At 72.2% G+C, this 21,585-nt stretch carries 16 protein-coding genes; 7 read left to right on the top strand and 9 right to left on the bottom strand.

The window, feature by feature from the left end; translation table 11 throughout:
* Positions 1 to 20: 20 nt before the first annotated feature.
* Together glnA and ACGFWI_RS24625 are read right to left on the bottom strand one after the other, a co-directional pair.
* The gene (glnA, locus tag ACGFWI_RS24630) at positions 21 to 1,382 is read right to left on the bottom strand and encodes a type I glutamate--ammonia ligase (protein WP_393908170.1); all 1,362 of its coding nucleotides are present in this window, start codon (positions 1,380 to 1,382) and stop codon (positions 21 to 23) included.
* Between the two features lie 699 nt (positions 1,383 to 2,081).
* Complete coding sequence (locus ACGFWI_RS24625) at positions 2,082 to 2,975, bottom strand: alpha/beta fold hydrolase (RefSeq protein ID WP_393908169.1); 894 nt, start codon at positions 2,973 to 2,975, stop codon at positions 2,082 to 2,084.
* A gap of 352 nt (positions 2,976 to 3,327) precedes the next feature.
* On the opposite strand from ACGFWI_RS24625, the gene ACGFWI_RS24620 reads away from it, so the two are divergent.
* From ACGFWI_RS24620 to ACGFWI_RS24610, 3 genes are all read left to right on the top strand, one after another.
* Complete coding sequence (locus tag ACGFWI_RS24620; RefSeq protein WP_393908168.1) at positions 3,328 to 3,825, top strand: hypothetical protein; 498 nt, start codon at positions 3,328 to 3,330, stop codon at positions 3,823 to 3,825.
* Between the two features lie 94 nt (positions 3,826 to 3,919).
* Positions 3,920 to 5,554: a multicopper oxidase family protein gene (locus ACGFWI_RS24615; protein WP_393908167.1), complete on the top strand. Its 1,635-nt coding sequence runs from the start codon at positions 3,920 to 3,922 to the stop codon at positions 5,552 to 5,554.
* A gap of 120 nt (positions 5,555 to 5,674) precedes the next feature.
* Positions 5,675 to 7,429, top strand: a complete 1,755-nt coding sequence (locus ACGFWI_RS24610) for an NAD+ synthase (RefSeq protein WP_393908166.1) — start codon at positions 5,675 to 5,677, stop codon at positions 7,427 to 7,429.
* A 272-nt stretch (positions 7,430 to 7,701) separates the two neighbouring features.
* On the opposite strand, the gene ACGFWI_RS24605 is transcribed toward ACGFWI_RS24610, so the two are convergent.
* From ACGFWI_RS24605 to ACGFWI_RS24590, 4 genes are all read right to left on the bottom strand, one after another.
* The gene (locus ACGFWI_RS24605) at positions 7,702 to 8,937 is read right to left on the bottom strand and encodes an MFS transporter (RefSeq protein WP_393908165.1); all 1,236 of its coding nucleotides are present in this window, start codon (positions 8,935 to 8,937) and stop codon (positions 7,702 to 7,704) included.
* A gap of 164 nt (positions 8,938 to 9,101) precedes the next feature.
* A complete protein-coding gene (locus ACGFWI_RS24600; protein ID WP_393908193.1) occupies positions 9,102 to 10,106 on the bottom strand; it encodes an endonuclease/exonuclease/phosphatase family protein in 1,005 nt (334 codons plus the stop codon).
* A 259-nt stretch (positions 10,107 to 10,365) separates the two neighbouring features.
* A complete protein-coding gene (locus ACGFWI_RS24595) occupies positions 10,366 to 11,028 on the bottom strand; it encodes a TetR/AcrR family transcriptional regulator (RefSeq protein ID WP_393908164.1) in 663 nt (220 codons plus the stop codon).
* Positions 11,025 to 12,644 carry an MFS transporter gene (locus tag ACGFWI_RS24590; RefSeq protein WP_393908163.1) on the bottom strand — a complete coding sequence of 540 codons (1,620 nt, stop codon included), beginning with the start codon at positions 12,642 to 12,644 and terminating at the stop codon, positions 11,025 to 11,027. The genes ACGFWI_RS24595 and ACGFWI_RS24590 overlap by 4 nt, the downstream gene beginning before the upstream one ends.
* 192 nt (positions 12,645 to 12,836) lie before the next feature.
* On the opposite strand from ACGFWI_RS24590, the gene panB reads away from it, so the two are divergent.
* From panB to ACGFWI_RS24575, 3 genes are all read left to right on the top strand, one after another.
* Positions 12,837 to 13,697, top strand: a complete 861-nt coding sequence (gene panB, locus ACGFWI_RS24585; protein WP_393908162.1) for a 3-methyl-2-oxobutanoate hydroxymethyltransferase — start codon at positions 12,837 to 12,839, stop codon at positions 13,695 to 13,697.
* A 277-nt stretch (positions 13,698 to 13,974) separates the two neighbouring features.
* Complete coding sequence (locus tag ACGFWI_RS24580; RefSeq protein WP_393908161.1) at positions 13,975 to 15,003, top strand: ATP-binding cassette domain-containing protein; 1,029 nt, start codon at positions 13,975 to 13,977, stop codon at positions 15,001 to 15,003.
* Positions 15,000 to 15,830: an ABC transporter permease gene (locus ACGFWI_RS24575; RefSeq protein ID WP_393908160.1), complete on the top strand. Its 831-nt coding sequence runs from the start codon at positions 15,000 to 15,002 to the stop codon at positions 15,828 to 15,830. The genes ACGFWI_RS24580 and ACGFWI_RS24575 overlap by 4 nt, the downstream gene beginning before the upstream one ends.
* A 52-nt stretch (positions 15,831 to 15,882) precedes the next feature.
* Here ACGFWI_RS24575 and ACGFWI_RS24570 read toward each other — a convergent pair whose 3' ends face one another.
* Positions 15,883 to 19,467 (bottom strand): BTAD domain-containing putative transcriptional regulator, encoded by a 3,585-nt coding sequence (locus ACGFWI_RS24570; protein ID WP_393908159.1) that lies wholly within the window; start codon positions 19,465 to 19,467, stop codon positions 15,883 to 15,885.
* A gap of 155 nt (positions 19,468 to 19,622) precedes the next feature.
* Between ACGFWI_RS24570 and ACGFWI_RS24565 the strand changes: the two genes are divergently transcribed.
* On the top strand, positions 19,623 to 20,429 hold the full coding sequence (locus tag ACGFWI_RS24565) for a site-2 protease family protein (protein ID WP_393908158.1): 807 nt from the start codon (positions 19,623 to 19,625) through the stop codon (positions 20,427 to 20,429).
* A 10-nt stretch (positions 20,430 to 20,439) separates the two neighbouring features.
* Here ACGFWI_RS24565 and ACGFWI_RS24560 read toward each other — a convergent pair whose 3' ends face one another.
* Both ACGFWI_RS24560 and npdG read right to left on the bottom strand, forming a co-directional pair.
* On the bottom strand, positions 20,440 to 20,649 hold the full coding sequence (locus ACGFWI_RS24560) for a hypothetical protein (RefSeq protein ID WP_393908157.1): 210 nt from the start codon (positions 20,647 to 20,649) through the stop codon (positions 20,440 to 20,442).
* Between the two features lie 101 nt (positions 20,650 to 20,750).
* Positions 20,751 to 21,485, bottom strand: a complete 735-nt coding sequence (gene npdG, locus ACGFWI_RS24555; protein WP_393908156.1) for an NADPH-dependent F420 reductase — start codon at positions 21,483 to 21,485, stop codon at positions 20,751 to 20,753.
* Positions 21,486 to 21,585 lie beyond the last annotated feature (100 nt).

Below are 21,585 nucleotides of genomic sequence, written 5' to 3'. Positions count from 1 at the left end.
CCTCTCGGTGGCGCGGTGGCTCAGAGCACGGGCAGCATCTTGCGCAGCTCGAAGGCGGTGACCTCGGAGCGGTACTCCTCCCACTCCTGCTTCTTGTTGCGCAGGAAGAAGTCGAAGACGTGCTCGCCGAGGGTCTCGGCGACCAGTTCGCTGCGCTCCATCAGCTCGATGGCCTCGCCGAGGTTCTGCGGCAGCGGCTCGATGCCCATCGCCCGGCGCTCCGAGTCGGACAGCGCCCAGACGTCGTCATCGGCGCCGTCCGGCAGCTCGTAGCCCTCCTCGATGCCCTTGAGACCGGCCGCAAGCAGCACCGCGTACGTCAGATACGGGTTGGCGCCGGAGTCGATGGAGCGGACCTCGACCCGGGTCGAGCCCATCTTGCCGGGCTTGTACATCGGGACGCGGATCAGCGCGGAGCGGTTGTTGTGGCCCCAGCAGATGTACGAGGGAGCCTCGCCGCCGGCGCCGGCGGTGCGGTTGGCGCCGCCCCAGATGCGCTTGTAGGAGTTGACCCACTGGTTGGTGACGGCGGAGATCTCCCCCGCGTGCCGCAGCAGACCGGCGATGAACGAGCGCCCGACCTTGGAGAGTTGGTACTCCGAGCCGGACTCGTGGAAGGCGTTGCGGTCGCCCTCGAAGAGCGAGAGGTGGGTGTGCATACCGGAGCCCGGGTACTCCGAGAACGGCTTGGGCATGAACGTGGCCTGGACGCCCTGCTCCAGCGCCACCTGCTTCATGACCAGCCGGAACGTCATGATGTTGTCCGCGGTCGACAGGGCGTCGGCGTAGCGCAGATCGATCTCCTGCTGGCCGGGCGCGCCCTCGTGGTGGCTGAATTCCACCGAGATGCCCATCGACTCCAGCATCGTGATCGCCTGCCGGCGGAAGTCCATGCCGACGTTCTGCGGGGTGTGGTCGAAGTAGCCCGAGGAGTCGCCGGGGGTCGGCCGCTGGCCGTCCACGGGCTTGTCCTTGAGCAGGAAGAACTCGATCTCCGGGTGGGTGTAGAAGGTGAACCCGAGGTCGGAGGTCTTGGCCAGGATGCGCTTGAGGACATAGCGCGGGTCGGCGTAGGAAGGGGAGCCGTCCGGCATCAGGATGTCGCAGAACATTCGGGCGGTGCCGGGGGCCTCGGCACGCCAGGGCAGGATCTGGAAGGTGCCGGGGTCCGGCTTGGCGATCATGTCGGACTCGTACACCCGGGCAAAGCCTTCGATGGCCGAGCCGTCGAAACCGATGCCCTCGTCGAAGGCCTGCTCCAGCTCCGCGGGGGCGACCGCCACGGACTTGAGGAACCCGAGCACATCGGTGAACCACAGCCGTACGAAGCGGATGTCGCGCTCCTCGAGCGTTCGGAGCACAAACTCCTGCTGCTTGTCCATGGGTCACCAATCCTTGCAGGTCAATCGGCCTGTCCACGCGCGCCGGATCACGCGGCGTGGCACACCAGTATCACGTGAGGGGGTTACCGTCACATTACGCACCCTTGGCCTGAATCAGAACCGCCGTCCCGTAACCCTCACCCGGCATCCTTCCCGTGCCGAGCGAGCTCAGCGCAGCGGGCGGGGGCAAACGGGGGGCTTGGCGCAGTCTTGAAGCCGGCCTGAGCGGCCATTGACCCGATGTTGAAGGGCCCGTTCCCTGCCCTTCATGGGGTGGCCGCGGACCGTGAACGACCCGGAGCAGCGGGAGAGCGGGCAGTGGGACAGGGTTTCCGGACCGGCCCGGACGCGATATTCAGCTGCGCGTCCGGCACGGAACGCGCACGAGCGGCGGGCGCAGGCCGCGGCGCTGCACAAGGTGGCGGACGGGCTGCGGCAGGCCGCCCGCCCGCTGCCCGAGAGCGGGGCGGGCGATGCCTCGGAGGGCTTCGGACGCGGCCTGGGCAAGATCGTCGAGGCGGTCGGCGGCACGGCAAGGGAGAGGTGGCGGTCTTCCTGGGCAGGGTGGAGAAGGTCTCCGTCGAGCCGGCGAAGACGCTCCGCAAGCCGATCGAAGCCGTCAGGAAGTTCAAGGCCGGGAAGAAGTCCTGGGCGGCGTTCAAGGAGGCACGGGTGGCCGCCGTCTCTGCGCTCGCCCGTCTAGGCGAACGGCGCGGCCGCGCCCCGCCCCGTCCCCGTCAGGTCCAGCACCGCCTGCGCCACCGACTCCGGCACGTCGGCCATCACCAGATGGCCTGCGGGGGCGGCCACCGCGAACCGGCCGCCCAGTGCCGCGGCCAGCCCCCGCTGCCGCTCCAGCGAGCGCAGTTGCCGTGCCGATTCGCTGCCGTCGTACGCCGCGAGGACGGCCACCGGCACCGCGGGCAGCGGGCGTTCCAGGCGCAGCGCGGCGAGCTCAGCGGCCTGGTAGGGGTAGCTCGCGTTCTCCAGGGCACAGGCCCGCGCCACCCGGCTGGTGCGGTAGCCGGCCTGCTCCCAGGGGTGCGGCGGATGGCTGCCGACGGTCGAGGCGCGGCCGATCAGCCGGCGGGTGGCGGGGCCCAGGGCGCGCGGCAGTCCGGCGGCGGACGCGAGCCCGGCCATCTTGCCCGCCCAGGCGATACGCACCGCGCGCGGCAGCCGGGGCCGCGGGGCGTCCTCGATGCTGGCGTCGGCCAGCACGATCCCGGCGCAGCGCTCCGGGTGCAGCCGGGCGAACGCCTCGGCGTGGAAGCCGGCGAGCGAGTGGCCGACGACGGTGGCCGGGCCCGGATGGCCGAGCGCCTCCAGGAGACGGGCGATCCGGTCGGCCTCGGCGGCGAGGGTGGGCGGCTCGGGCGCCGGGGCGCTCAGGCCGAGACCGGGGCGGTCGAAGCGGACGACGGTGCGGTGCGGGGCGAGCAGCGCGGCGACCGCGTCCCAGTCGAACCACGCCATACCGAGACCGCCGCTGAGGACACAGACCGGGCCGCTGCCCTCGGTCAGGACATGCAGCGGCACACCGTCGATGCGCAGGAACCGGCCGGGCGTGGGGAGGCGGCGGGGTTGGCTCATCGGACTCCTTCTCCGGCTCCGTCGCCTCTGCTGCGTGCGTGACGGACGTCCGGACGGTCGGGTGGACCCGGCCGGATCCACCCGGATTTCCCCCGGCTGCCGCCGGTGGCGCCCTCGGCCGCGCGGGTGGCGTGGAGTGCCAAGAGTAGGCGGATGGGGGAAAGTTAAGCGGTGATACCGGCGCAAAGAACCACAATCAGCCGATACTGGCGGGCCCGCGACCCGGCGGCGAACGGCGCAAACGGCACTCCGCCCGGCGGGCCACCACGGGGAGCCATACCCCTAGGGGGTAGGGTGCGGGCGGCGGGCCTCCCGCACTTCCGCCGGTTCGCCGTCCGTCGAGAGGTCAGCGATGCACGAACAGAGCAGGGCCGCCGTGTGGTGCGGTCGGCTGCTGCGGTTCACGGCACTGGTCCTCGGCATCGTCACCCTGCATACGTTCGGGCACCCGAGGGCCGGACACGAGGCGCACCACACGCTCTTCGCGACGGTCCCGAGGGCGCGCCGCATGGCGCAGCCGATGCGGCAGGCGGCCGCACCTCCCCGGACGTACCGCGCGGCCGGGCCGGCCACCGCCGTCACCCGCGAGGCGCGCGCCGCCTCCGCGCAGCCCACCGACGCCCGCGCCGATGCTCCCGGTGGCGCCATGGCCCCCCGGGGGATCCGCCGCGCCGCCCTCCCGGTCCGGGCGCCCGCCCTCCCGGCCCTCCCGGGCGCCGGTGCACCGACCGGACGCCGGGAGACCGGCGCGCGCCGCGCCCCGCGTTCCGGTCCGCCGCGCAGCCTGGGGCCGATACCCCGGCCGCCGCGCCCCCAACTCCCCGCCCGACTGCCGGTGCTGCGCGTGTAGGAGCGCGCCCCGCCGCCGACGCCCACCGGAGTCCGCGGCAGTGCCCCTCACCCCACCCAGATCACCACCGACATCGTCACGAGGTGCTTCCCCCATGCGTACGCCCTCCCGCCGCGCCCTGCTCGGCGCAGGTATCGCCGTCGCCGGCAGCGGCCTGCTGTCCGCCTGCGCCACCGGCACAACCGGCTCCGTCCCGCACTCCGCCACGGACGATCTGAACGGCACGGACCCCTCCCACGGCCCCGACGGCCACACTCCGTCCGGCTATGTGTCCCCCGACGGCCCGGAGGTCGCCGAGGCCGAGCGCAGGCGGGGCTCGGGGCCCGTACGCCACTTCTCGCTGACAGCCGCCGAGACCCGGATCGACCTGGGCGGCCGTACCGTCAAGACCTGGGCGTACGGCGATGAGCTGCCCGGCAAGGAGATGCGTGTCACCGCGGGCGAGCGGATCGCGCTGACCCTCGCCAACCACCTTCCGCAGTCCACGACGCTGCACTGGCACGGGCTGACGGTGCGCAACGACATGGACGGCGTCCCCGGCCTGACCCAGCGGTCCGTCAAGCCCGGCGGCTCGTTCGACTACCACTTCGCCGTCACCACCCCCGGCACGCACTGGGTGCATCCGCACTCCGGTCTGCAGCTGGACCGCGGGATGTATGCGCCGCTGATCGTCGATGACCCCAGGGAGCCGCTCTCCTACGACAAGGAGTGGGTCGTCCTGCTGGACGACTGGCTCGACGGGGTGGACGGCAGCACTCCCGACGCGGTGCTCAAGGAGTTGCACGGGGGCGTGGACCGCGGCGGCATGAACCATGCCGAGAGGGACATGGGCCACGAGGCAAAGCGCGGCGGCGGCGGTGGCCAGCACGCCCAGGGCGGAGCGGCCCCCGCCGACGGCCCGTCGCGGATCCTGAAGGGCGCCAGGAGCAAGCTGCTCGGCCATGACGCGGGCGATGTGGACCACCCGTACCACCTCGTCAACGGGCGTACCACCCACGACCCGCGGACCTTCCGCGCCAGGCCCGGCGACCGCATCCGGATCCGCTTCATCAACGCGGGCAGCGAGACCGCCTACCGCGTCGCGCTCGGCGGCCACCGGATGACCGTGACGCACACCGACGGCTTCCCCGTCGAGCACGCGGAGACCGATGCGCTGCTCCTCGGGATGGCCGAGCGCTACGACGTCCTGGTCACGGCCGGGGACGGCGTCTTCCCGCTCACCGTGCTCGCCGAGGGCAAGGGGCGCTCCGCGCTGGCCTTGCTGCGCACCGGGAGCGGCGGGGCGCCGAGTGCGTCCACCCGGCCCAAGAACCTGTACGGCAGGCTGCTGACCGCGGACCGGTTCCGGGCCGCCGAGTCGGTACGGTCCGTGTCGCGCCGCCCCGACCGCACCCTGGAGATGACCCTCACCGGCACCATGGAGAAGTACGACTGGGCGATCAACGGGAGCCCGTACACGCCCTCCCAGCGGTATCCCGTCGAAGCCGGTGAGCGGGTCCGGATCATCTTCCGCAACCACACCAGGATGTGGCACCCGATGCATCTGCACGGCCACACCTTCGCGCTGCCGGACGGCGGCCCCCGCAAGGACACCACGATCCTGCTGCCCGGCCGCAGGGTCTCCGTCGATTTCGACGCCGACAACCCCGGGCTGTGGATGGTCCACTGCCACAACGTCTACCACTCGGAGTCGGGAATGATGACGATCATCGGCTACCGCAAGAAGTAGCGGCCCCGGGGCGTGTGGCGAGCGCCCACGGGCCACTGCGGGACCGTCCGTCACACCCCCGAAGCACCGCCGAGATCCCTCCGACCCCCATTGCGTCAGAAAGACGATTACACTGGCGGAGTGCCTCAACTTCGTCTCGCCCTCAACCAGATCGATTCCTGTGTCGGCGATCTCGCCCAGAACGCCGAGACGATCCTGCGCTGGACCCGGCACGCCGCCGACCAGGGCGCACACCTCGTCGCGTTCCCCGAGATGGCGCTGACCGGATATCCCGTCGAGGACCTCGCGCTGCGCCCCTCGTTCGTCGAGGCGAGCCGCGGCGCGCTGCGGACGCTGGCCGGCCGGCTGGCCGAGCAGGGACTGGGCGACCTCCCGGTGATCGTGGGCTATCTCGACCGCGGGACGCAGGCCAAGCCGCGCTACGGCCGCCCCGCGGGCGCCCCGCAGAACGCCGCGGCCGTGCTGTACCGGGGCGAGGTCGCGCTGAGCTTCGCCAAGCACCACCTTCCCAACTACGGCGTCTTCGACGAGTTCCGCTACTTCGTCCCCGGCGACACCCTGCCCGTCGTACGGGTCCACGGGGTGGATGTCGCGCTCGCCATCTGCGAGGACCTGTGGCAGGACGGCGGCCGGGTGCCGGCGACGCGCAGCGCGGGCGCCGGGCTGCTGGTGTCGGTCAACGCCTCGCCGTACGAGCGGGACAAGGACGACACCCGGCTGGAGCTGGTCCGCAAGCGGGCCCAGGAGGCCGGCTGCACCACCGCCTATCTGGCGATGATCGGCGGGCAGGACGAGCTGGTCTTCGACGGCGACTCGATCGTCGTCGACAAGGACGGCGGCGTGATCGCGCGGGCACCGCAGTTCGCGGAGGGCTGTGTACTGGTCGACCTGGACCTGCCCGCCGCGGCGCCCGTGCCCCCCTCGGGCGTGCTGGACGACGGGCTGCGGGTCGACCACCTCACCCTCTCCGCCGAACCCCTGCCGCCCTATCCCCCCGAGACCCTCGGCGGTGCGGCCGAACGCCTCACCGACCTGGAGGAGATCTACACCGCGCTGGTCGTCGGCCTGCGCGCCTATGTCGCCAAGAACGGCTTCCGCAGCGTGGTGCTCGGCCTGTCCGGCGGGATCGACTCCGCGCTGGTCGCCACTCTCGCCTGTGACGCCCTGGGGGCGGAGCACGTCCATGCCGTGGCGATGCCCTCCCGCTATTCGTCGGAGCACTCCCTCACCGACGCCGCCGAACTCGCGCACCGTACGGGCCTGTCCTTCCGTACGGTGCCGATCGGCCCGATGTTCGACGCCTACATGGCGGCGCTGCCGCTGACCGGACTGGCCGAGGAGAATCTGCAGTCGCGACTGCGGGGCACCACCCTGATGGCCATCTCCAACCAGGAGGGCCATCTGGTCCTCGCCCCCGGCAACAAGTCCGAGCTGGCCTGCGGCTATTCGACCCTCTACGGCGACTCGGTGGGCGGCTACGGCCCGATCAAGGACGTGTACAAGTCGGTCGTCTACCGGCTGGCCCGCTGGCGCAACCGGGCCGCCGCCGACCGCGGCCAGGCCCCGCCGATCCCGGAGAACACCCTCACCAAGCCTCCGAGCGCCGAACTCCGCCCCGGTCAGGTCGACACCGACTCCCTGCCGGACTACGACGTCCTGGACCGCATCCTGGAGCTCTATGTCGACCACGACCGCGGCCGGGAGGACATCACCGCCCAGGGCTTCGACGAGGCGCTGGTGACGCGCGTCCTGCGCATGGTCGACCACGCCGAGTACAAGCGCCGCCAGTACCCGCCCGGCCCCAAGATCTCCGCGAAGGGCTTCGGCAAGGACCGCCGGCTGCCCATCACCAACCATTGGCGGGAAGGGGCCTGACGGGCCGTCATGCCTCACTGCCGGGGCGGGCCGGCGTCGTCCCGCGGCCGGGCCGCCCGGCCGGCCGCCCCTGACGCCGCCCGTGCGGGCGTACCGCAGGCAGGCCGCCCGGTCCGGCAGGGGGCCGCAGGGTCGGGCCCGGTCCGGCGGCCGGGTCCATGGTCAGGCCCGGCGCCGGGCGGTGGACGTCACGCGGGACACCGCAGGGCCGGGGAGGCCCTGGGTGTCCCGCGTTGTCCGTACTCGGCTCGCTCGGCGGCCACCGCGGGCGGTCAGCCGATGTGGTCACCGGCCGGCACGCCGGTGCCCGCGGCCGGTTCCACCGCCGCCTCGCCGCTGCGGGCCACGATCCGGGAGGCGTCGTGGGCGCCGCGGTCCAGGAGACCGGCCACGACGGCGACGGCCAGGCCCAGGGCGGCCAGCACCGCGCCGACCAGGGTCGGGGAGGTCCAGCCCCAGCCGCCGGCCAGGGCCAGGCCGCCGACCCAGGCGCCGCCGGCATTGGCGAGGTTGAAGGCGGACTGGTTGGAGGCGGCGGCCAGGGTCGGGGCCTGCTGCGCCTTCTTCATGACCAGCATCTGGAGGGGGGTGGTGGTCAGGAAGCCGACGGCGCCGATGACGACGACCGTGACCAGCGCCGCCCACTTCACCTGGGCGGTGAAGTGGAAGGCGGCCAGCACGAGGGCCAGCGCGGCCAGCGAGCCGTACAGGGTCGGTCGCAGGGCCCGGTCGGTGAGCGGGCCGGCGGCGAGTGCGCCGAGCGTCATCCCGATGCCGAAGAGGGCGAGGACCAGCGGGACCGAGCCCGCCGCGAAGCCGGTGACCTCGGTCATCATCGACGCGAGGTAGCTGTAGACGGCGAAGATCCCGGCGAAGCCGAAGACGGTGGTGAGCAGGCCGAGCAGCACCTGGCGGTTGCCCAGCGCCCGCAGTTCGCTGCCCAGACCGGTGCGCTCCTCGGCCGGCAGCGGGGGGATCAGCCGGGCCAGGGAGGCCATGGCGACCAGCCCGATGGCGGCCACGACGAGGAAGGTGGCGCGCCAGCCGAGCTGCTGGCCCATGAGGGTCGCGGCGGGGACACCGATGATGTTGGCGACGGTCAGGCCGAGGAACATCGTGGCGACCGCGCGGGCCTGGCGGCCCTCGCGCACCAGCCGGGCGGCGACCACCGCGCCGACGCCGAAGAAGGCACCGTGCGGGAGCCCGGCCAGCAGCCGGCCGGCGATCAGCAGACCGAAGGTGGGGGCCAGGGCGGAGGCGAGGTTGCCGACCGTGAAGACCGCCATCAGGCAGACCAGCATCCGCTTGCGCGGGATGCGGGAGCCGAGGGCGGTCAGGAGCGGGGCGCCGATGACGACGCCGAGGGCATAGGCGGAGACGAGGTAGCCGGCGGTGGGCACCGAGGTGCCCAGATCGTCCGCGACATTGGGCAGCAGGCCCATCATCACGAATTCCGTGGTGCCGATACCGAAGGCCGAGATCGCGAGCGCGAGCAGAGCCAAGGGCATGAAAGACCTTCCAGGGTTTTGCGTGCGGGCGGGCACGCAGCGCGTGGACCGTAAGTCGGTTAAGTTCTCTTACGGAACAAAGTCTCTCAGGCGCAGTATTCCGGCGTGGGAACGGGGCGTGACAAGCGCGCGTCAGATCACCGTCGGCAGTGCGTCGGCGCTGGTCAGATCTTCACCGACGCCGCGACCGGAAGATGGTCGCTGCCGGTCGGGGACATCACCCAGGCCTTGACCGGGTCCATCCCCTTCATCATGATCTGGTCGATCCGGGCCATCGGGAACGCGGCCGGCCAGCTGAAGCCGAAGCCGTCGCCCGCCGCCCCCTGGGCGGAGCGCATCTGGGAGGTGACCGGGGCCAGCGAGCGGTCGTTCATGGTGCCGTTGAGGTCGCCGAGCAGCATGACCTTCTTCTCGGGGTCGGCGGCGATCGCCTCGCCGAGCGCCGCGGCGCTGCCGTCGCGCTGGTTGGCGGTGAAGCCCGCCTCGACCTTGACCCGCACCGACGGCAGATGCGCGACATAGACCGCGAACTTCTGGCCGTCGGCGGCGGTGACGGTGGCCCGCAGCGCGCGGGTCCAGCCCATCTTGATGTCCACCGGCTTCGCATCGGACAGCGGGCGCTTGCTCCACAGCCCGACGGTGCCCTCGACCGTGTGGTACGGATACGCCTTCGCCAGACCCTGCCGGTAGGCGGGCAGGGCGTCACCGGTCAGCTCCTCCAGGGCCACCACATCGGCGTCGGAGGCCACGATGTCCCTGGCGGTGGCCGCCGGGTCGGGGTTGTCGGCGTTGACGTTGTGCGTGGCGACCGTGAGATTGCCGCCGTTGCCGGCCTTGTCGGTGAGCTGCCCGCCGAAGAGATTGACCCAGGCGAAGACGGGCAGCACCAGCGCGAGGAGCGCGGTCGCCGAGCGGCGCAGCACCGCGGCGACGAGCAGCAGCGGGACGCCCAGCCCCAGCCACGGCAGGAAGGTCTCCAGCAGACTGCCCAGGTTTCCCACGGTGTTGGGGATCTGTGCGTGCAGCATCATCAGCAGGCCGAGCAGGACCGCGAGCACCGCGAGCACGATGCCGCGCCGCCACATGCCCTCGGGACGCCACCAGTTCCGCAGGCGTCCGGCCCGGGAACCGGCCTGCCCGGGGTTGTGCCCCTGTCCCGGCTCCGTCATGTATGCCTGCGCCATTTAGCTGTCCTCACTACCTTGCTTCGCTGCGCCTCACCTGTGGTCTCCGACCCTAGGCGATGGCCCGTAATGCGCTTTCTTAGAAGTGAGGACGGCGCGGTGACGGGTCGGGGTTCCGGCCGCGGGGGTTCGTGACAACGGCTGTGACAGAACGGGCATGGTCCGGTCATACGGCGGTGTGTACGCACGGATTTCCGGGGGCCGATCCGCCCCTGCACCCAACACCGCCGCCGGCGCGCGGCGTTCAGCCCGCGGCCCGGTCCGCCGCCGGCCGTACGCCCTCCAGGATCATGTCGACGATGTCCCCCGGGAGGCTCTCGGGCAGTTCCTGCCACTCGTGGAGGAGGGCGCGGGCGAGCATCGGGCCGACGAAGAGATCGGCGAGGGTCTCCAGGTCCCGGTCGGTGCGGATCTCGCCGCTCGCCACCCCGCGCCGGAGCACCCCGAGCAGCGTCTCGTGGCGGGCCCGCAGGACCGTCTCGTGGTACTCGGCCCACAGCCCGGGCTGCGCCTGGACGTGGCTGACGAGGGTGCGCAGCAGCGCTGAGCTGCGCTTGGCGAGTCCACGGCGGCGCAGGAATTCCAGCAGGGCGACGAGGTCATCGCGTACCGAGGTGCCGTCCAGCGGCGGGCTCGGGACGTCCAGGGAGCGCATCACATCGAGCATCAGGGCGCTCTTGCCGGCCCAGCGGCGGTAGACCGTGGCCTTGCCGACGCCGGCCTCGCGGGCGATGCGCTCCATGGACAGCTCACCTATGGAGGCACCGTCCTCGATCAGGCGCAGCACGGCCTCGATGATGGCGGAGTCGGCCGCGGCGCTGCGCGGCCGGCCGCGGCGCCCGGGGGCCGCCGGGCCCGGCCGCTCCCCGGCCGCCGCCACCTCGGAGTCCCCCGCCGCCCGGCTCATCGCTGCACGCCCGCCTTCCGCTCTTCCTGCGGCTCCGCCGCCTGCGGCACCGGTGCCGTTTTGCCGGGCAGGAAGGCCGCGGCCACCACGAGCCCGACCAGTGCGACGGCGGCCGAGCCGAGCGCGGTGATGTGCATGGCGTGGATGAAGGCATCGTCGGCGGCGGCGATCAGCGACCGGCCCGCCGGGCCCATCGAGTCCGCGAGGCCGTGGGTCGCCTCGATGGATTCACCGGCCGCGTGCCGGGCGGCGGCCGGTACGCCCGGCAGCGCGTCGAGCTTGTCCTGCATACCGTCGCGGTAGCTCGTGGACAGCAGCGAGCCGAGGACGGCGACGCCGAGGGTGCCGCCGACCTGCCGGAAGACATTGTTGAGGGCCGAGCCGGAGCCGGCCTTCTCCCGGGGCAGCGCCTGCATCACCGCGACGGTGGCCGGCGGCATGATGTGCGCCGTGCCGACGCCCTGCAGGAAGAACAGCGCCTCCAGGACCCAGATCGGGGTGTCGGTGTCCAGCAGCAGCAGGCCCGACATGGTGGTGGCCACCACGAACATGCTGAAGGTGCACACCGCGCGGGCGCCATAGCGGTCCACGGCGAGCCGGGCCCGTGGCGCGAAGACCGTCTGGGCGACGGCCAGCGGCAGGAACAGCATTCCGGCCTGCAGCGGGGTGTAGCCGCGCACGCTCTGGATGTAGAAGACGGTGAAGAACGCGACGCCCATCAGCGCGAAGAAGACCAGCGCGATGGCGACGATGGCGGCCGAGAAGGCGGGGCTGCGGAAGTAGCCGATGTCGATGGACGGGTGGTCGCTGCGCTTCTGGTGCACCACGAAGACGATCAGCACCACCAGGCCGCCGGCGATCGCGCCGACCACCTGCGGGTCGGTGAAGTCGGCGAGCTGACCGCCCTTGATGATGCCGTAGACCAGCAGGACGAGTCCGACGACGGACAGCAGCACCCCGAACGGGTCCAGCCGGCCGGGGCCGGGGTCCTGGGAGTCGGGCACCAGGACCACCATCGCGATCAGCGAGATCACCACGATCGGGGCGTTGATCATGAAGACCGAGCCCCACCAGAAGTGGTCGAGGAGAAGACCGCCGGCGATCGGGCCGACCGCGATGGCCAGACCCACCCCGCCGGCCCAGATGCCGATCGCCCTGGGCTGCTCGTCCCGCTCGAAGACGTTCATCAGGATGGCGAGGGTGGACGGCATCACGAAGGCGCCGCCCAGCCCCATCAGCGCGCGGAAGGCGACCAGCTCGGCGGGCGATCCGGACACTCCGGCGAGCACCGATCCGGCGCCGAAGACGGCCAGGCCGAAGAGCAGCGTCTTCTTGCGGCCCAGCCGGTCGCCGAGCAGGCCCGCGGTGAACAGCAGACCGGCGAAGACCAGCGTGTAGGAGTTGATCGCCCACTCCAGCTCGCTCTGGGTGGCGCCGAGGCCGGTGGGAGCCGGGGTCGCGATCGTCTTCATGGCGACGTTGAGGATCGAATTGTCCAGCACCACGATCAGCAGGCTGAGCATGAGGGTGGACAGGACCGCCCAGCGGCGGCGGTGGATACGTTCCGGGATCTGTCGGGCCTGCGCAGCGCCCGGAGTACTGGAGGGGGTGGCCATGCCGGCACCCTAAGCAGCTATCGATACGGGGCCGTTCCGTATCGAAAACCCGCCGGGCGAGTCCCGTCGTCCGGGCGAAGGGAGACCGGTCACACCCGCTCCCCTTTTCCTTGTACGCGGGCCGTGCCAGCATGGAGGGGAGTCCGGGGACACCGTCAGGGTGCCTCGAGATGACGAACAGGAGCCGTCACCATGACGCAGCTTTCGCCTGCCCAGAAGCCGGTTGCCAAGTCTTTGTACGGGGGCTCGGGGTCGCGCCGGATCACCGTCCGGGACATCGCCGCCGCCAAGGAGCGCGACGAGAAGTGGCCGATGCTCACCGCCTACGACGCGATGACCGCCTCCGTCTTCGACGAGGCCGGCATCCCCGTTCTGCTCGTCGGTGACTCGATGGGCAACTGCCACCTCGGTTACGAATCCACCGTGCCGGTCACCATGGACGAGATCACGCTGCTGTCCGCGGCGGTCGTCCGGGGCACCAAGCGCGCGCTCGTCGTCGGCGATCTGCCGTTCGGCTCGTACCAGGAAGGGCCGGTGCAGGCGCTGCGCAACGCCACCCGGCTGGTCAAGGAAGCGGGCGTGGGCGCGGTCAAGCTGGAGGGCGGTGAGCGCTCCGCCGACCAGGTGGAGCTGCTGGTCTCGTCCGGCATCCCGGTGATGGCGCATGTCGGGCTGACCCCGCAGTCGGTCAACGCCTACGGCGGCTACCCCGTACAGGGCCGCGGCGAGGAGGCCGCCCAGCAGCTGCTGCGGGATGCGAAGGCGGTGCAGGACGCCGGTGCTTTCGCGGTCGTCCTGGAGGCCGTACCGGCCGAGCTGGCCGCCGAGGTCACCCGGTCGCTGCACATCCCGACCGTCGGCATCGGCGCCGGCCTGGACTGCGACGCCCAGGTGCTGGTGTGGACCGACATGGCCGGCCTGACCGCCGGCCATGTCCCGAAGTTCGTCAAGCAGTACCTCCAGCTGCGTGAGCTGCTCGGCGGCGCGGCCAAGGCGTTCGCCGAGGACGTCGTCGGCGGCGGCTTCCCGGGCCCGGAGCACACCTTCCACTAGGCGGCAACCGCTCGGGGCACCGCGCGGCACACTCGGTCCGGCGGCCGGAACACACTGTTCCGGCCGCCGTTCCATGGGGTATGCGGGGCCGGTTGCCGGCTCCGGCGGTCCGGCGCGACGACGGCCTGCCGTGCCGGGCCGCTGCCGGGGACACCGGGCGCGCCGACGGGTGGTGCCGGTCCGCTGACGGTCGTGCCGTTGGCGCCGTCGGCGGTGTCGGTCGTGCTGTCGGCGGCCTGTCGGTGCGTTGTCGGTGGCGGCTGGCACCTTAGGGGTCATGACGCGACAGACGATAACCACCAAGGGCGGCAACGCCGTGGAGGTGCGCGGTCTGGTCAAGCACTTCGGCGCGGTCAAGGCCGTCGACGGGGTGGACCTGGACGTGAAGGAAGGCACCGTGCTCGGCGTGCTCGGCCCCAATGGCGCCGGCAAGACGACCCTCGTACGGTGCCTGTCCACCCTCCTCGTGCCGGACGCCGGCAGCGCCGTCGTGGCCGGCTTCGACGTGGTGCGCCAGCCCCGCGCGCTGCGCCGCACCATCGGCCTGACCGGGCAGTACGCCTCGGTCGACGAAAAGCTCTCCGGCTGGGAGAACCTCTACATGATCGGGCGGCTGCTCGATCTGCCCCGCAAGGACGCCCGCCGCCGCGCGGACGAGATGCTGGAGCGGTTCTCGCTGACCGAGGCCGCCAAGCGACCCGCGGCGAAGTACTCCGGCGGTATGCGCCGCCGGCTCGACCTGGCCGCCTCGATGATCGGCCAACCGGCGGTCCTCTACCTGGACGAGCCGACCACCGGCCTCGACCCCCGCACCCGTAACGAGGTGTGGCAGGAGGTCCAGCGGATGGTGCGCGAGGGCGCCACGGTGCTGCTGACCACTCAGTACATGGAAGAGGCCGAGCAGTTGGCCGACGAGCTGACGGTCATCGACCGTGGCCGGGTGATCGCCGAGGGGCAGGTCGACGAGCTCAAGGCCAAGGTCGGCGGGCGGACGCTGCAGATCCGGCCGTCGGAACCCGGCGAGCTGGACCGGATGGCTGGCGCCATCGCCCGAGCCGGTCTGGACGGCATCGCGGGTGCCACCGCTGACCACGACGGGGGTGTGGTCAACGTACCGATCATCAGCGATGAGCAGCTGACCGCGGTGGTCAATGTGCTCGGCCGGGAGGGCATCCCGCTCGCCGGGATCAGCACCCATCTGCCCAGCCTGGACGAGGTGTTCCTGGCCATCACCGGCCAGAAGACCTCCGAGGCCGAGGCATCCGAGGACGACCGGGACCAGCAGTACGCGGGGGTATCAGCATGAGTGCGGCGACGTTGACGGCGCCACGGGTGAAGGCCGGCGCCGACGAAGGCCGGATCGGTGTCCGCGCCAATCTGCGGCACATCGGCGCGCTGGTGCGGCGCAACGCCCTGCAGATCAAGCAGGACCCGGAGTCGATGTTCGACGCCCTGCTGATGCCGGTCATCTTCATCCTGCTGTTCACCTACGTCTTCGGCGGCGCCATCGCCGGCAAGGGCCATCAGCACGCCTATGTCCAGCATCTGGTGCCCGGCATGATGGCGATGATGGGCATGAACATCGCCATGGCGGTGGGCACGGGCGTCAACGAGGACTTCCGCAAGGGCGTCATGGACCGCTTCCGGACCATGCCCATAGCCCGGTCCTCGGTCCTGATCGCCAAGATCGTCGTCGAGATCGGCCGGATGCTGATCGCCACCGCGATCCTGCTCGGCATGGGCTTTCTGCTGGGCCTGGAGATCAAGGGGAGCATGATCGCCTTCTTCGCCGCGATCGTGCTGTCCACGGTCTTCGGCGCCGCCCTGATGTGGATCTTCATCCTGCTGGGACTCTCCATGAAGACCCCGCAGGCGGTCCAGGGCGTGGCGATGCTGGTGCTGATGCCGCTGCAGTTCGGCTCGTCGATCTTCACGCCGACCACGAAGATGCCCGGCTGGCTGAAGGGCTTCACCGAGGTCAACCCGCTCTCCAACCTGGCGGACGCGGCCCGCGCCCTGATCAACGGCCAGGGGGCGGTGGCCCATCCGGCGCTGATCACCCTCTGCTGGGCGGTCGCCATCACGGCCGTCACCATGCCGCTCGCGGTGGCGAGGTTCCGCAAGAAGACCTGACGTGCGTCCCGCAGGGGGCTTCCCTGCGGGACGGCCTTTCGCCCGGCTCGCGTCAGATGAGGGCGGCGGCTTCTCCGAGGGAGAGGCCGCCGCCTTCGGCGTACGCGTGCGCATAGGCCGCCTCACCCAGCAGCGCCCGCGCGGACGCCTCGGTACGGGCCCGGTTGTCGCGGATGATCCGCGGCGGGACATGGCTGGTGGCCCGCAGCGCGTCGTACGCCCCCACCAGGCGCGCCGCGTCCCGCCCCGCCGGCTCGCCGCGCAGTGCCATCAACACCCGGGCGCCGGTGAGGAGTTGCACCACCGGAAGGTCCGGCGCGACCATCTGCGTCAGGGAGCCCTGCATGCTGTCCATGGCCGTCCGGAACCTGGTCAGCAGCCCCTCGTCGCGGTGCCCCTCGTCCAGATCCAGTGCGATCAGCGACGCCTCCAGCATTCCGGCGAACAGGTCGGGGGCGCGCGGGATGAAGATCCCGCGCACCGCGTGCAGTTCCTCCCGCGCCTCCTGGAGATGTCCCTTCATCGTCAGCCACATCGCGAGGCTCAGCCGCGCGAACGGCTCGGTGTCCCGGCCGCTGTTGCCCTTCGCGGCCTCGGCCAGCACCTCGCGCAGCATCCGCTCACCGGTCTCCTCCTGACCGTCCTCGATCAGCACGGCACCCAGCCGGCAGCGCAGCAGCAGGGTCTGGCCGTGCGCCCCCAGGTTCTCGGCGTGCACCATCGCCGCCCGGTAGTCGCGCCCCGCGAGCGCGTACGCACCCCGCTTCTCATGGGTTTCGCCGCGCCCCGACAGCGCCTCGGCCGCGCCCCAGGCGTCGCCGAGCCGGAGGAAGGTGTGCAGCGCCTCGTCGGCATCGCGGGCCGCCTGGGCCAGCCCGTGGGGACGTTCGTTGAGGATCTTCGAGCGGAGCTGCAGGATGTAGGCCAGCTCCCACTCGTAGCCGAAGTCGCGGCAGGCCTGCACCGCGCTGTCGACGAGCTGCGCCAGGTCGTCGAACCGCCCGGTGAGCAGCACCGCGTAGTACCACAGCGCGCCGGGCACCTTGCAGGTCTGCGGCATGCCGGTGCGGTAGACGGTGAGCATCCCGGCCAGCTCCTGCTGCATCGCCGCATCCTGCATCACCTCGATATCGCTGTCCATGCCGGCGAGCGCGACCAGCCGGACCTCGCGGCGGGCCTCCAGCAGTTGCTCGGGAGCCATCGGCGGTGGGGTGTCGATGGGGCTCTCGTGCAGGTCGGGGGCCGGTTCGGCGGTCGGGCCGAAGGGGTCGGGGCCGAGCGCGCCGGCCGCCGTCGCCCAGTGGCGGGCGTCGCTGCGGTGGTCGCGCAGCGACCAGAACCACTGCAGGGACAACACCAGGCACAGCGCCTCGTGCTCGTCGCGCGCGGCCAGGGCGCGGCGCAGCGCGGTGCGCAGATTGTCGTGCTCCAGCTCCAGCCGCTCCATGCCGGAGCGCTGCCCGGGGCCGCGCAGCAACGGGTCGGTGGTACGGGCCAGTTCGCGGTAGGCGACGAGGTGACGGCGCTCGGCACCGCCCCGCTCCCCCGCCTCGTCCAGTCGCTCGCCGGCGTACTCCCCCACCGTCTCCAGCAGCCGGTAGCGCATCTGTCCCCCGGTGCCCACACCGTCTCCACCGGAGCGGCCGACGCCGCGTTCCTGGCCGACCGGCGCCGCCACCACCAGCGACTTGTCGATCAGCGAGCCGAGCAGCCCGGCCACCTCGCGTCCGTCGACGCCGTCGCCCGCGCACACCTCTTCGGCGGCGGTCAGATCGCAGCCGCCGGCGAAGACGGACAGCCGGCGCAGCACCGCCCGCTCGGGCTCGTCGGTCAGCTCCCAGGACCAGTCCACGACCGCGCGCAGCGTCTGCTGCCGTGGCAGTACGGTCCTGCTGCCGCTGGTCAACAGCCGGAAACGGTCGTCGAGCCGGTCGGCGAGCTGGCGCGGCGAGAGCAACCGCAGCCGGGCCGCGGCGAGTTCGATGGCGAGCGGCAGCCCGTCCAGCCGACGGCAGATCTCGGTGCAGGCCGCTGTGGTCTCCTCGTCGGCGTCGACGCGGAAGCCGGGCAGGGCGGCCGCCCCGCGGTCGGCGAGCAGCCGCAGCGCGACGGGGTCCGGCAGCGGCTCGACCGGCCGGAGCACCTCGCCCGGTACGGCCAGCGGCTCCCGGCTGGTGGCCAGCACCGTCACACCGGGGCAGTCGGCCAGCAGCCGCTCGGCGAGCTCGGCGGCGGCGCCGATCACATGCTCACAGTTGTCGAGGACGAGCAGCATCCGGCGCCCCGCGCAGTGCTCGGCGAGCCGGCCGAGCGGGTCCAGCGCGGTCGGATCGGAGGCGGCCCGCAGCCCCTCGGCGGTGGTGCCGCGGACGACGGTCTCGCGGGCGCCGAGCGCGGTCAGCACCGCCTCGGGCACCGTCTGCGGATCGTCCACCGGTGCCAGCTCGGCCAGCCATACGCCGTGCGGCCAGGCGTCCGGCAGCGCGGCCGCTGCGGTCTCCGCGCCCTCCTGCGACAGCCGGGTCTTGCCGGCGCCGCCGGGGCCCAGCAGGGTCACCAGCCGGTACTCGGCCAGATCGGCGCGGATCGCCGCCAGCTCGGCGTCCCGCCCGACGAAGGAGGTGAGCCGGGCACGGAGGTTGCCGGGGCGGGGGTGGGGCGGGGTCAGGAAGGGGACGGGGACGGCGGTGGGGGCGGCGCCGGGGCGGTGCGCGGTGCCGGGGGCGTGGAGGGTGCCGGGAGCCTGGGGCATTCCCGTTCCGGAGGGGGCCCCGAGGCGGTACGTGGTCCCCGTGTCGTACGACGTGCCGGTGCCGCCGTATGCGGCAGGGGCGGTGGCCGCGGCTCCGGGCGCCGGGTGGGTGTGCGCGGGGTGCAGGGGCGGCGGGCCCGGCTCCGGCGACGGCCGGAGCAGTTCCGCGTGCAGGGTGAGCAGTTCGGGGCCCGGGTCGGCGCCGAGGCGGTCGGCGAGGCCGGTGCGTATCTCCTCGTAGGCCGCCAGCGCCTCCGCCGTGCGGCCCGCGGCACGCAGCGCACGCAGCCGCAGGGCCTGGAGGGGCTCGTCGAGCGGGTGGTCCTGGCACAGCGCGAGGAGGGTGGGCAGCGCCCGGTCGGCCCGGCCGAGGGCGAGGTCGGCGGCGAGGCGGGTGCGCTGGGCGTCCATCCGGCGGCTCTCGGCGCGGGCCGCCTCGACTCCCGCGTCCGGAAGATCGGCGAGGGCCGGACCGCGCCAGAGCGCCAGGGCAGCGTCGAGCAGGGCGGCGGCGCCGGACGCGTCCGCGGCGGTGAGCGCCCGGCCGCCCTCCGCCGCGAGCCGTTCGAAGCGGTGCAGATCGACGGCGTCGGCGTCGGCGCAGAGCCGGTAGCCGCCGTCGACCGAGGCGACCGCGGCATGCCCCAGGGCACGGCGCAGCCGGCCGACCAGCGCCTGCAGCGCACCGGCCGCGTCGGCGGGCGGGTCCAGGCCCCAGATGTCGGCGATCAGCACGTCCGGGGACAGTGCCCGGCCGGGGCGCAGCGCGAGGGCCGCGAGCAGCGCGCGCAGGCGTGGCCCGCCGAGCGCGACGGGGGTGCCGTCGGCCCGGTCGGCCTGGGTGGTGCCGAGAATTCCGTAGCGCACCGGCCCATTGTCGTTCAAGCCGGAACTCCCCAGGCACCGAGCGTCGTTTTCGGGGCATCGGGTCCTGGGCAGGGGTCCGTGAACGAGCCCGTCGGCGCACCACCGTGCGCCGGCCGCCGTGACGCGGTTACGGTCATGGCTGCCCCTCACCAGACACCCGGGAGCCCCGCACGATGACCACTGCAATCCGCCGCGCCGATCGCCGCATCAGCCCGGTCTTCCTCGCGCTCGTCGCCGTCATGGCGGTGTCGGGATGGGCCGTGTGGAGCGAAGCGCTCGCGGCGCACACCGGCTTCGCGGTGTTCTTGTTCGTGGTGTCCGGCTGGGTGGTCTCGCTGTGCATGCACGAGTACGCACACGCCCGGACCGCGCTGCACAGCGGCGATATCTCGGTGGAGGCCAAGGGCTATCTGACGCTGAACCCGCTGAAGTACACCCATGCGCTGCTCAGCATCGTGCTGCCGGTGATCTTCGTGATCATGGGCGGGATCGGGCTGCCGGGCGGCGCGGTGTTCATCGAGCGGGGCCGGATCCAGGGGCGCTGGCGGCACAGCCTGATCTCGGCGGCCGGGCCGCTGACCAACATCGTGTTCGCGGCGGTGTGCACGGCGCCGTTCTGGCTGCACGGGCTGGCCGGTGTGCCCGCTCCGTTCCGTTTTGCCCTGGCGTTCCTGGCGCTGCTGCAGGTGACCGCCGCGATCCTGAATTTCGTGCCGGTGCCGGGGCTGGACGGCTACGGGGTGATCGAGCCGTGGCTGTCGCACAAGCTGCGGCGGCAGGTCGAGCCGTTCGCGCCGTTCGGACTGCTGGCGGTCTTCGGACTGCTGTGGCTCCCGGAGGTCAACCAGGTGTTCTTCGAGCTGGTGAACACGATCCTGCGCGGCCTCGGCGTCTCCTCGCTCGACACCTACCTCGGCCAGGAGTTCTTCCGGTTCTGGCAGGGTGAGCCGCAGCTGCCGCAGAGCGGCGGTCTCTTCTGAGGGGCCGGGCTCAGCCGGCCTGCTGCGCCCGCTGAAGCTTCGCCTTGCGCAGGTAGAACCACGCCATGTTGCTGGAGATGCCCGCCAGCAGGATCCAGACGATGCCGACGAAGCTGCCCGCGGCGAACGCGACCACGGCCGCGGCGACGGAGAGGACACACACGGCGAGGGCCATGAGAGCGAGTCGGCGGGCCGGGCCGGACGGGGGCAAGAGGGGCATGGGAGCGGCTCCTGTCGAGAGTGGTGCGGTCCTCCCCAGTGTCCCCCATGCCCCGTGTGCACCGGTCGGCGGTCCATCGGCCGCCGCCCCCGGTGTACGGCTCAGACGTCGGTGAGGCGCAGCCCCGCGTGCGCCTTGTAGCGCCGGTTGACCGAGATCAGATTGGCGACCAGCGACTCGACCTGGTGGGCGTTGCGCAGCCGGCCGGCGAAGACGCCGCGCATACCCGGGATACGGGCGGCCAGCGCCTGCACCAGGTCGGTGTCGGCGCGGGACTCGCCGAGCACCATCACATCGGTGTCGATCTGCTCGGTCTCCGGGTCCTGCAGCAGCACCGCGGACAGATGATGGAAGGCGGCGGTGACCCGGGACTCGGGCAGCAGGGCCGCGGCCTGCTCGGCGGCGCTGCCCTCCTCCGGCTTGAGCGCAAAGGCGCCCTTCTTGTCGAAGCCGAGCGGGTTGACGCAGTCGATGACGAGCTTGCCGGCCAGCTCCTCGCGGAGCGCCTGCAGGGTCTTGGCGTGGCCCTCCCACGGCACGGCGACGATCACGACATCGCTGCGCCGGGCGCATTCGGCGTTCTCCGCGCCCTCGATGTCCAGGCCGAGTTCGTCGGCGGCGGTCTGTGCGCGTTCGGCGGCCCGGGAGCCGATGATCACCTTCTGGCCGACCCGGGCGAGCCGGTAGGCCAGGCCGCGGCCCTGGTCGCCGGTGCCGCCGAGGACACCGACCACCAGGCCGGAGACGTCCGGGAGATCCCAGGGATCGCGCTTGAGGGCGGCCTTTGCACGGGTCGCGGCGTTCGGGGAGAACCGGCCATCGTCAGGAGTAGTCATGACAGCGATCCTGTCACGCGCTGACGGGAACCGGTCAGGCCCTCGGCAGCGAACCGGTCAGACCGTCACGACGAACCGGTCGTGGTGTCACCACGCACCC

Source organism: Streptomyces sp. NPDC048434, from assembly GCF_043200375.1.
Taxonomy (GTDB): domain Bacteria; phylum Actinomycetota; class Actinomycetes; order Streptomycetales; family Streptomycetaceae; genus Streptomyces.
Note: the sequence above shows the minus strand (reverse complement) of the source record. Positions and strands in the feature narration are given on the sequence as shown.

Bases quoted from the DNA above. Each gene is read 5' to 3' on its own strand.
- glnA (WP_393908170.1), bottom strand. From the start codon at position 1,382: ATGGACAAGCAGCAGGAGTTTGTGCTCCGAACGCTCGAGGAGCGCGAC.
- ACGFWI_RS24625 (WP_393908169.1), bottom strand. From the start codon at position 2,975: ATGAGCCAACCCCGCCGCCTCCCCACGCCCGGCCGGTTCCTGCGCATC.
- ACGFWI_RS24620 (WP_393908168.1), top strand. From the start codon at position 3,328: ATGCACGAACAGAGCAGGGCCGCCGTGTGGTGCGGTCGGCTGCTGCGG.
- ACGFWI_RS24615 (WP_393908167.1), top strand. From the start codon at position 3,920: ATGCGTACGCCCTCCCGCCGCGCCCTGCTCGGCGCAGGTATCGCCGTC.
- ACGFWI_RS24605 (WP_393908165.1), bottom strand. From the start codon at position 8,937: ATGCCCTTGGCTCTGCTCGCGCTCGCGATCTCGGCCTTCGGTATCGGC.
- ACGFWI_RS24600 (WP_393908193.1), bottom strand. From the start codon at position 10,106: ATGACGGAGCCGGGACAGGGGCACAACCCCGGGCAGGCCGGTTCCCGG.
- ACGFWI_RS24595 (WP_393908164.1), bottom strand. From the start codon at position 11,028: ATGAGCCGGGCGGCGGGGGACTCCGAGGTGGCGGCGGCCGGGGAGCGG.
- ACGFWI_RS24590 (WP_393908163.1), bottom strand. From the start codon at position 12,644: ATGGCCACCCCCTCCAGTACTCCGGGCGCTGCGCAGGCCCGACAGATC.
- panB (WP_393908162.1), top strand. From the start codon at position 12,837: ATGACGCAGCTTTCGCCTGCCCAGAAGCCGGTTGCCAAGTCTTTGTAC.
- ACGFWI_RS24580 (WP_393908161.1), top strand. From the start codon at position 13,975: ATGACGCGACAGACGATAACCACCAAGGGCGGCAACGCCGTGGAGGTG.
- ACGFWI_RS24575 (WP_393908160.1), top strand. From the start codon at position 15,000: ATGAGTGCGGCGACGTTGACGGCGCCACGGGTGAAGGCCGGCGCCGAC.
- ACGFWI_RS24565 (WP_393908158.1), top strand. From the start codon at position 19,623: ATGACCACTGCAATCCGCCGCGCCGATCGCCGCATCAGCCCGGTCTTC.
- ACGFWI_RS24560 (WP_393908157.1), bottom strand. From the start codon at position 20,649: ATGCCCCTCTTGCCCCCGTCCGGCCCGGCCCGCCGACTCGCTCTCATG.
- npdG (WP_393908156.1), bottom strand. From the start codon at position 21,485: ATGACTACTCCTGACGATGGCCGGTTCTCCCCGAACGCCGCGACCCGT.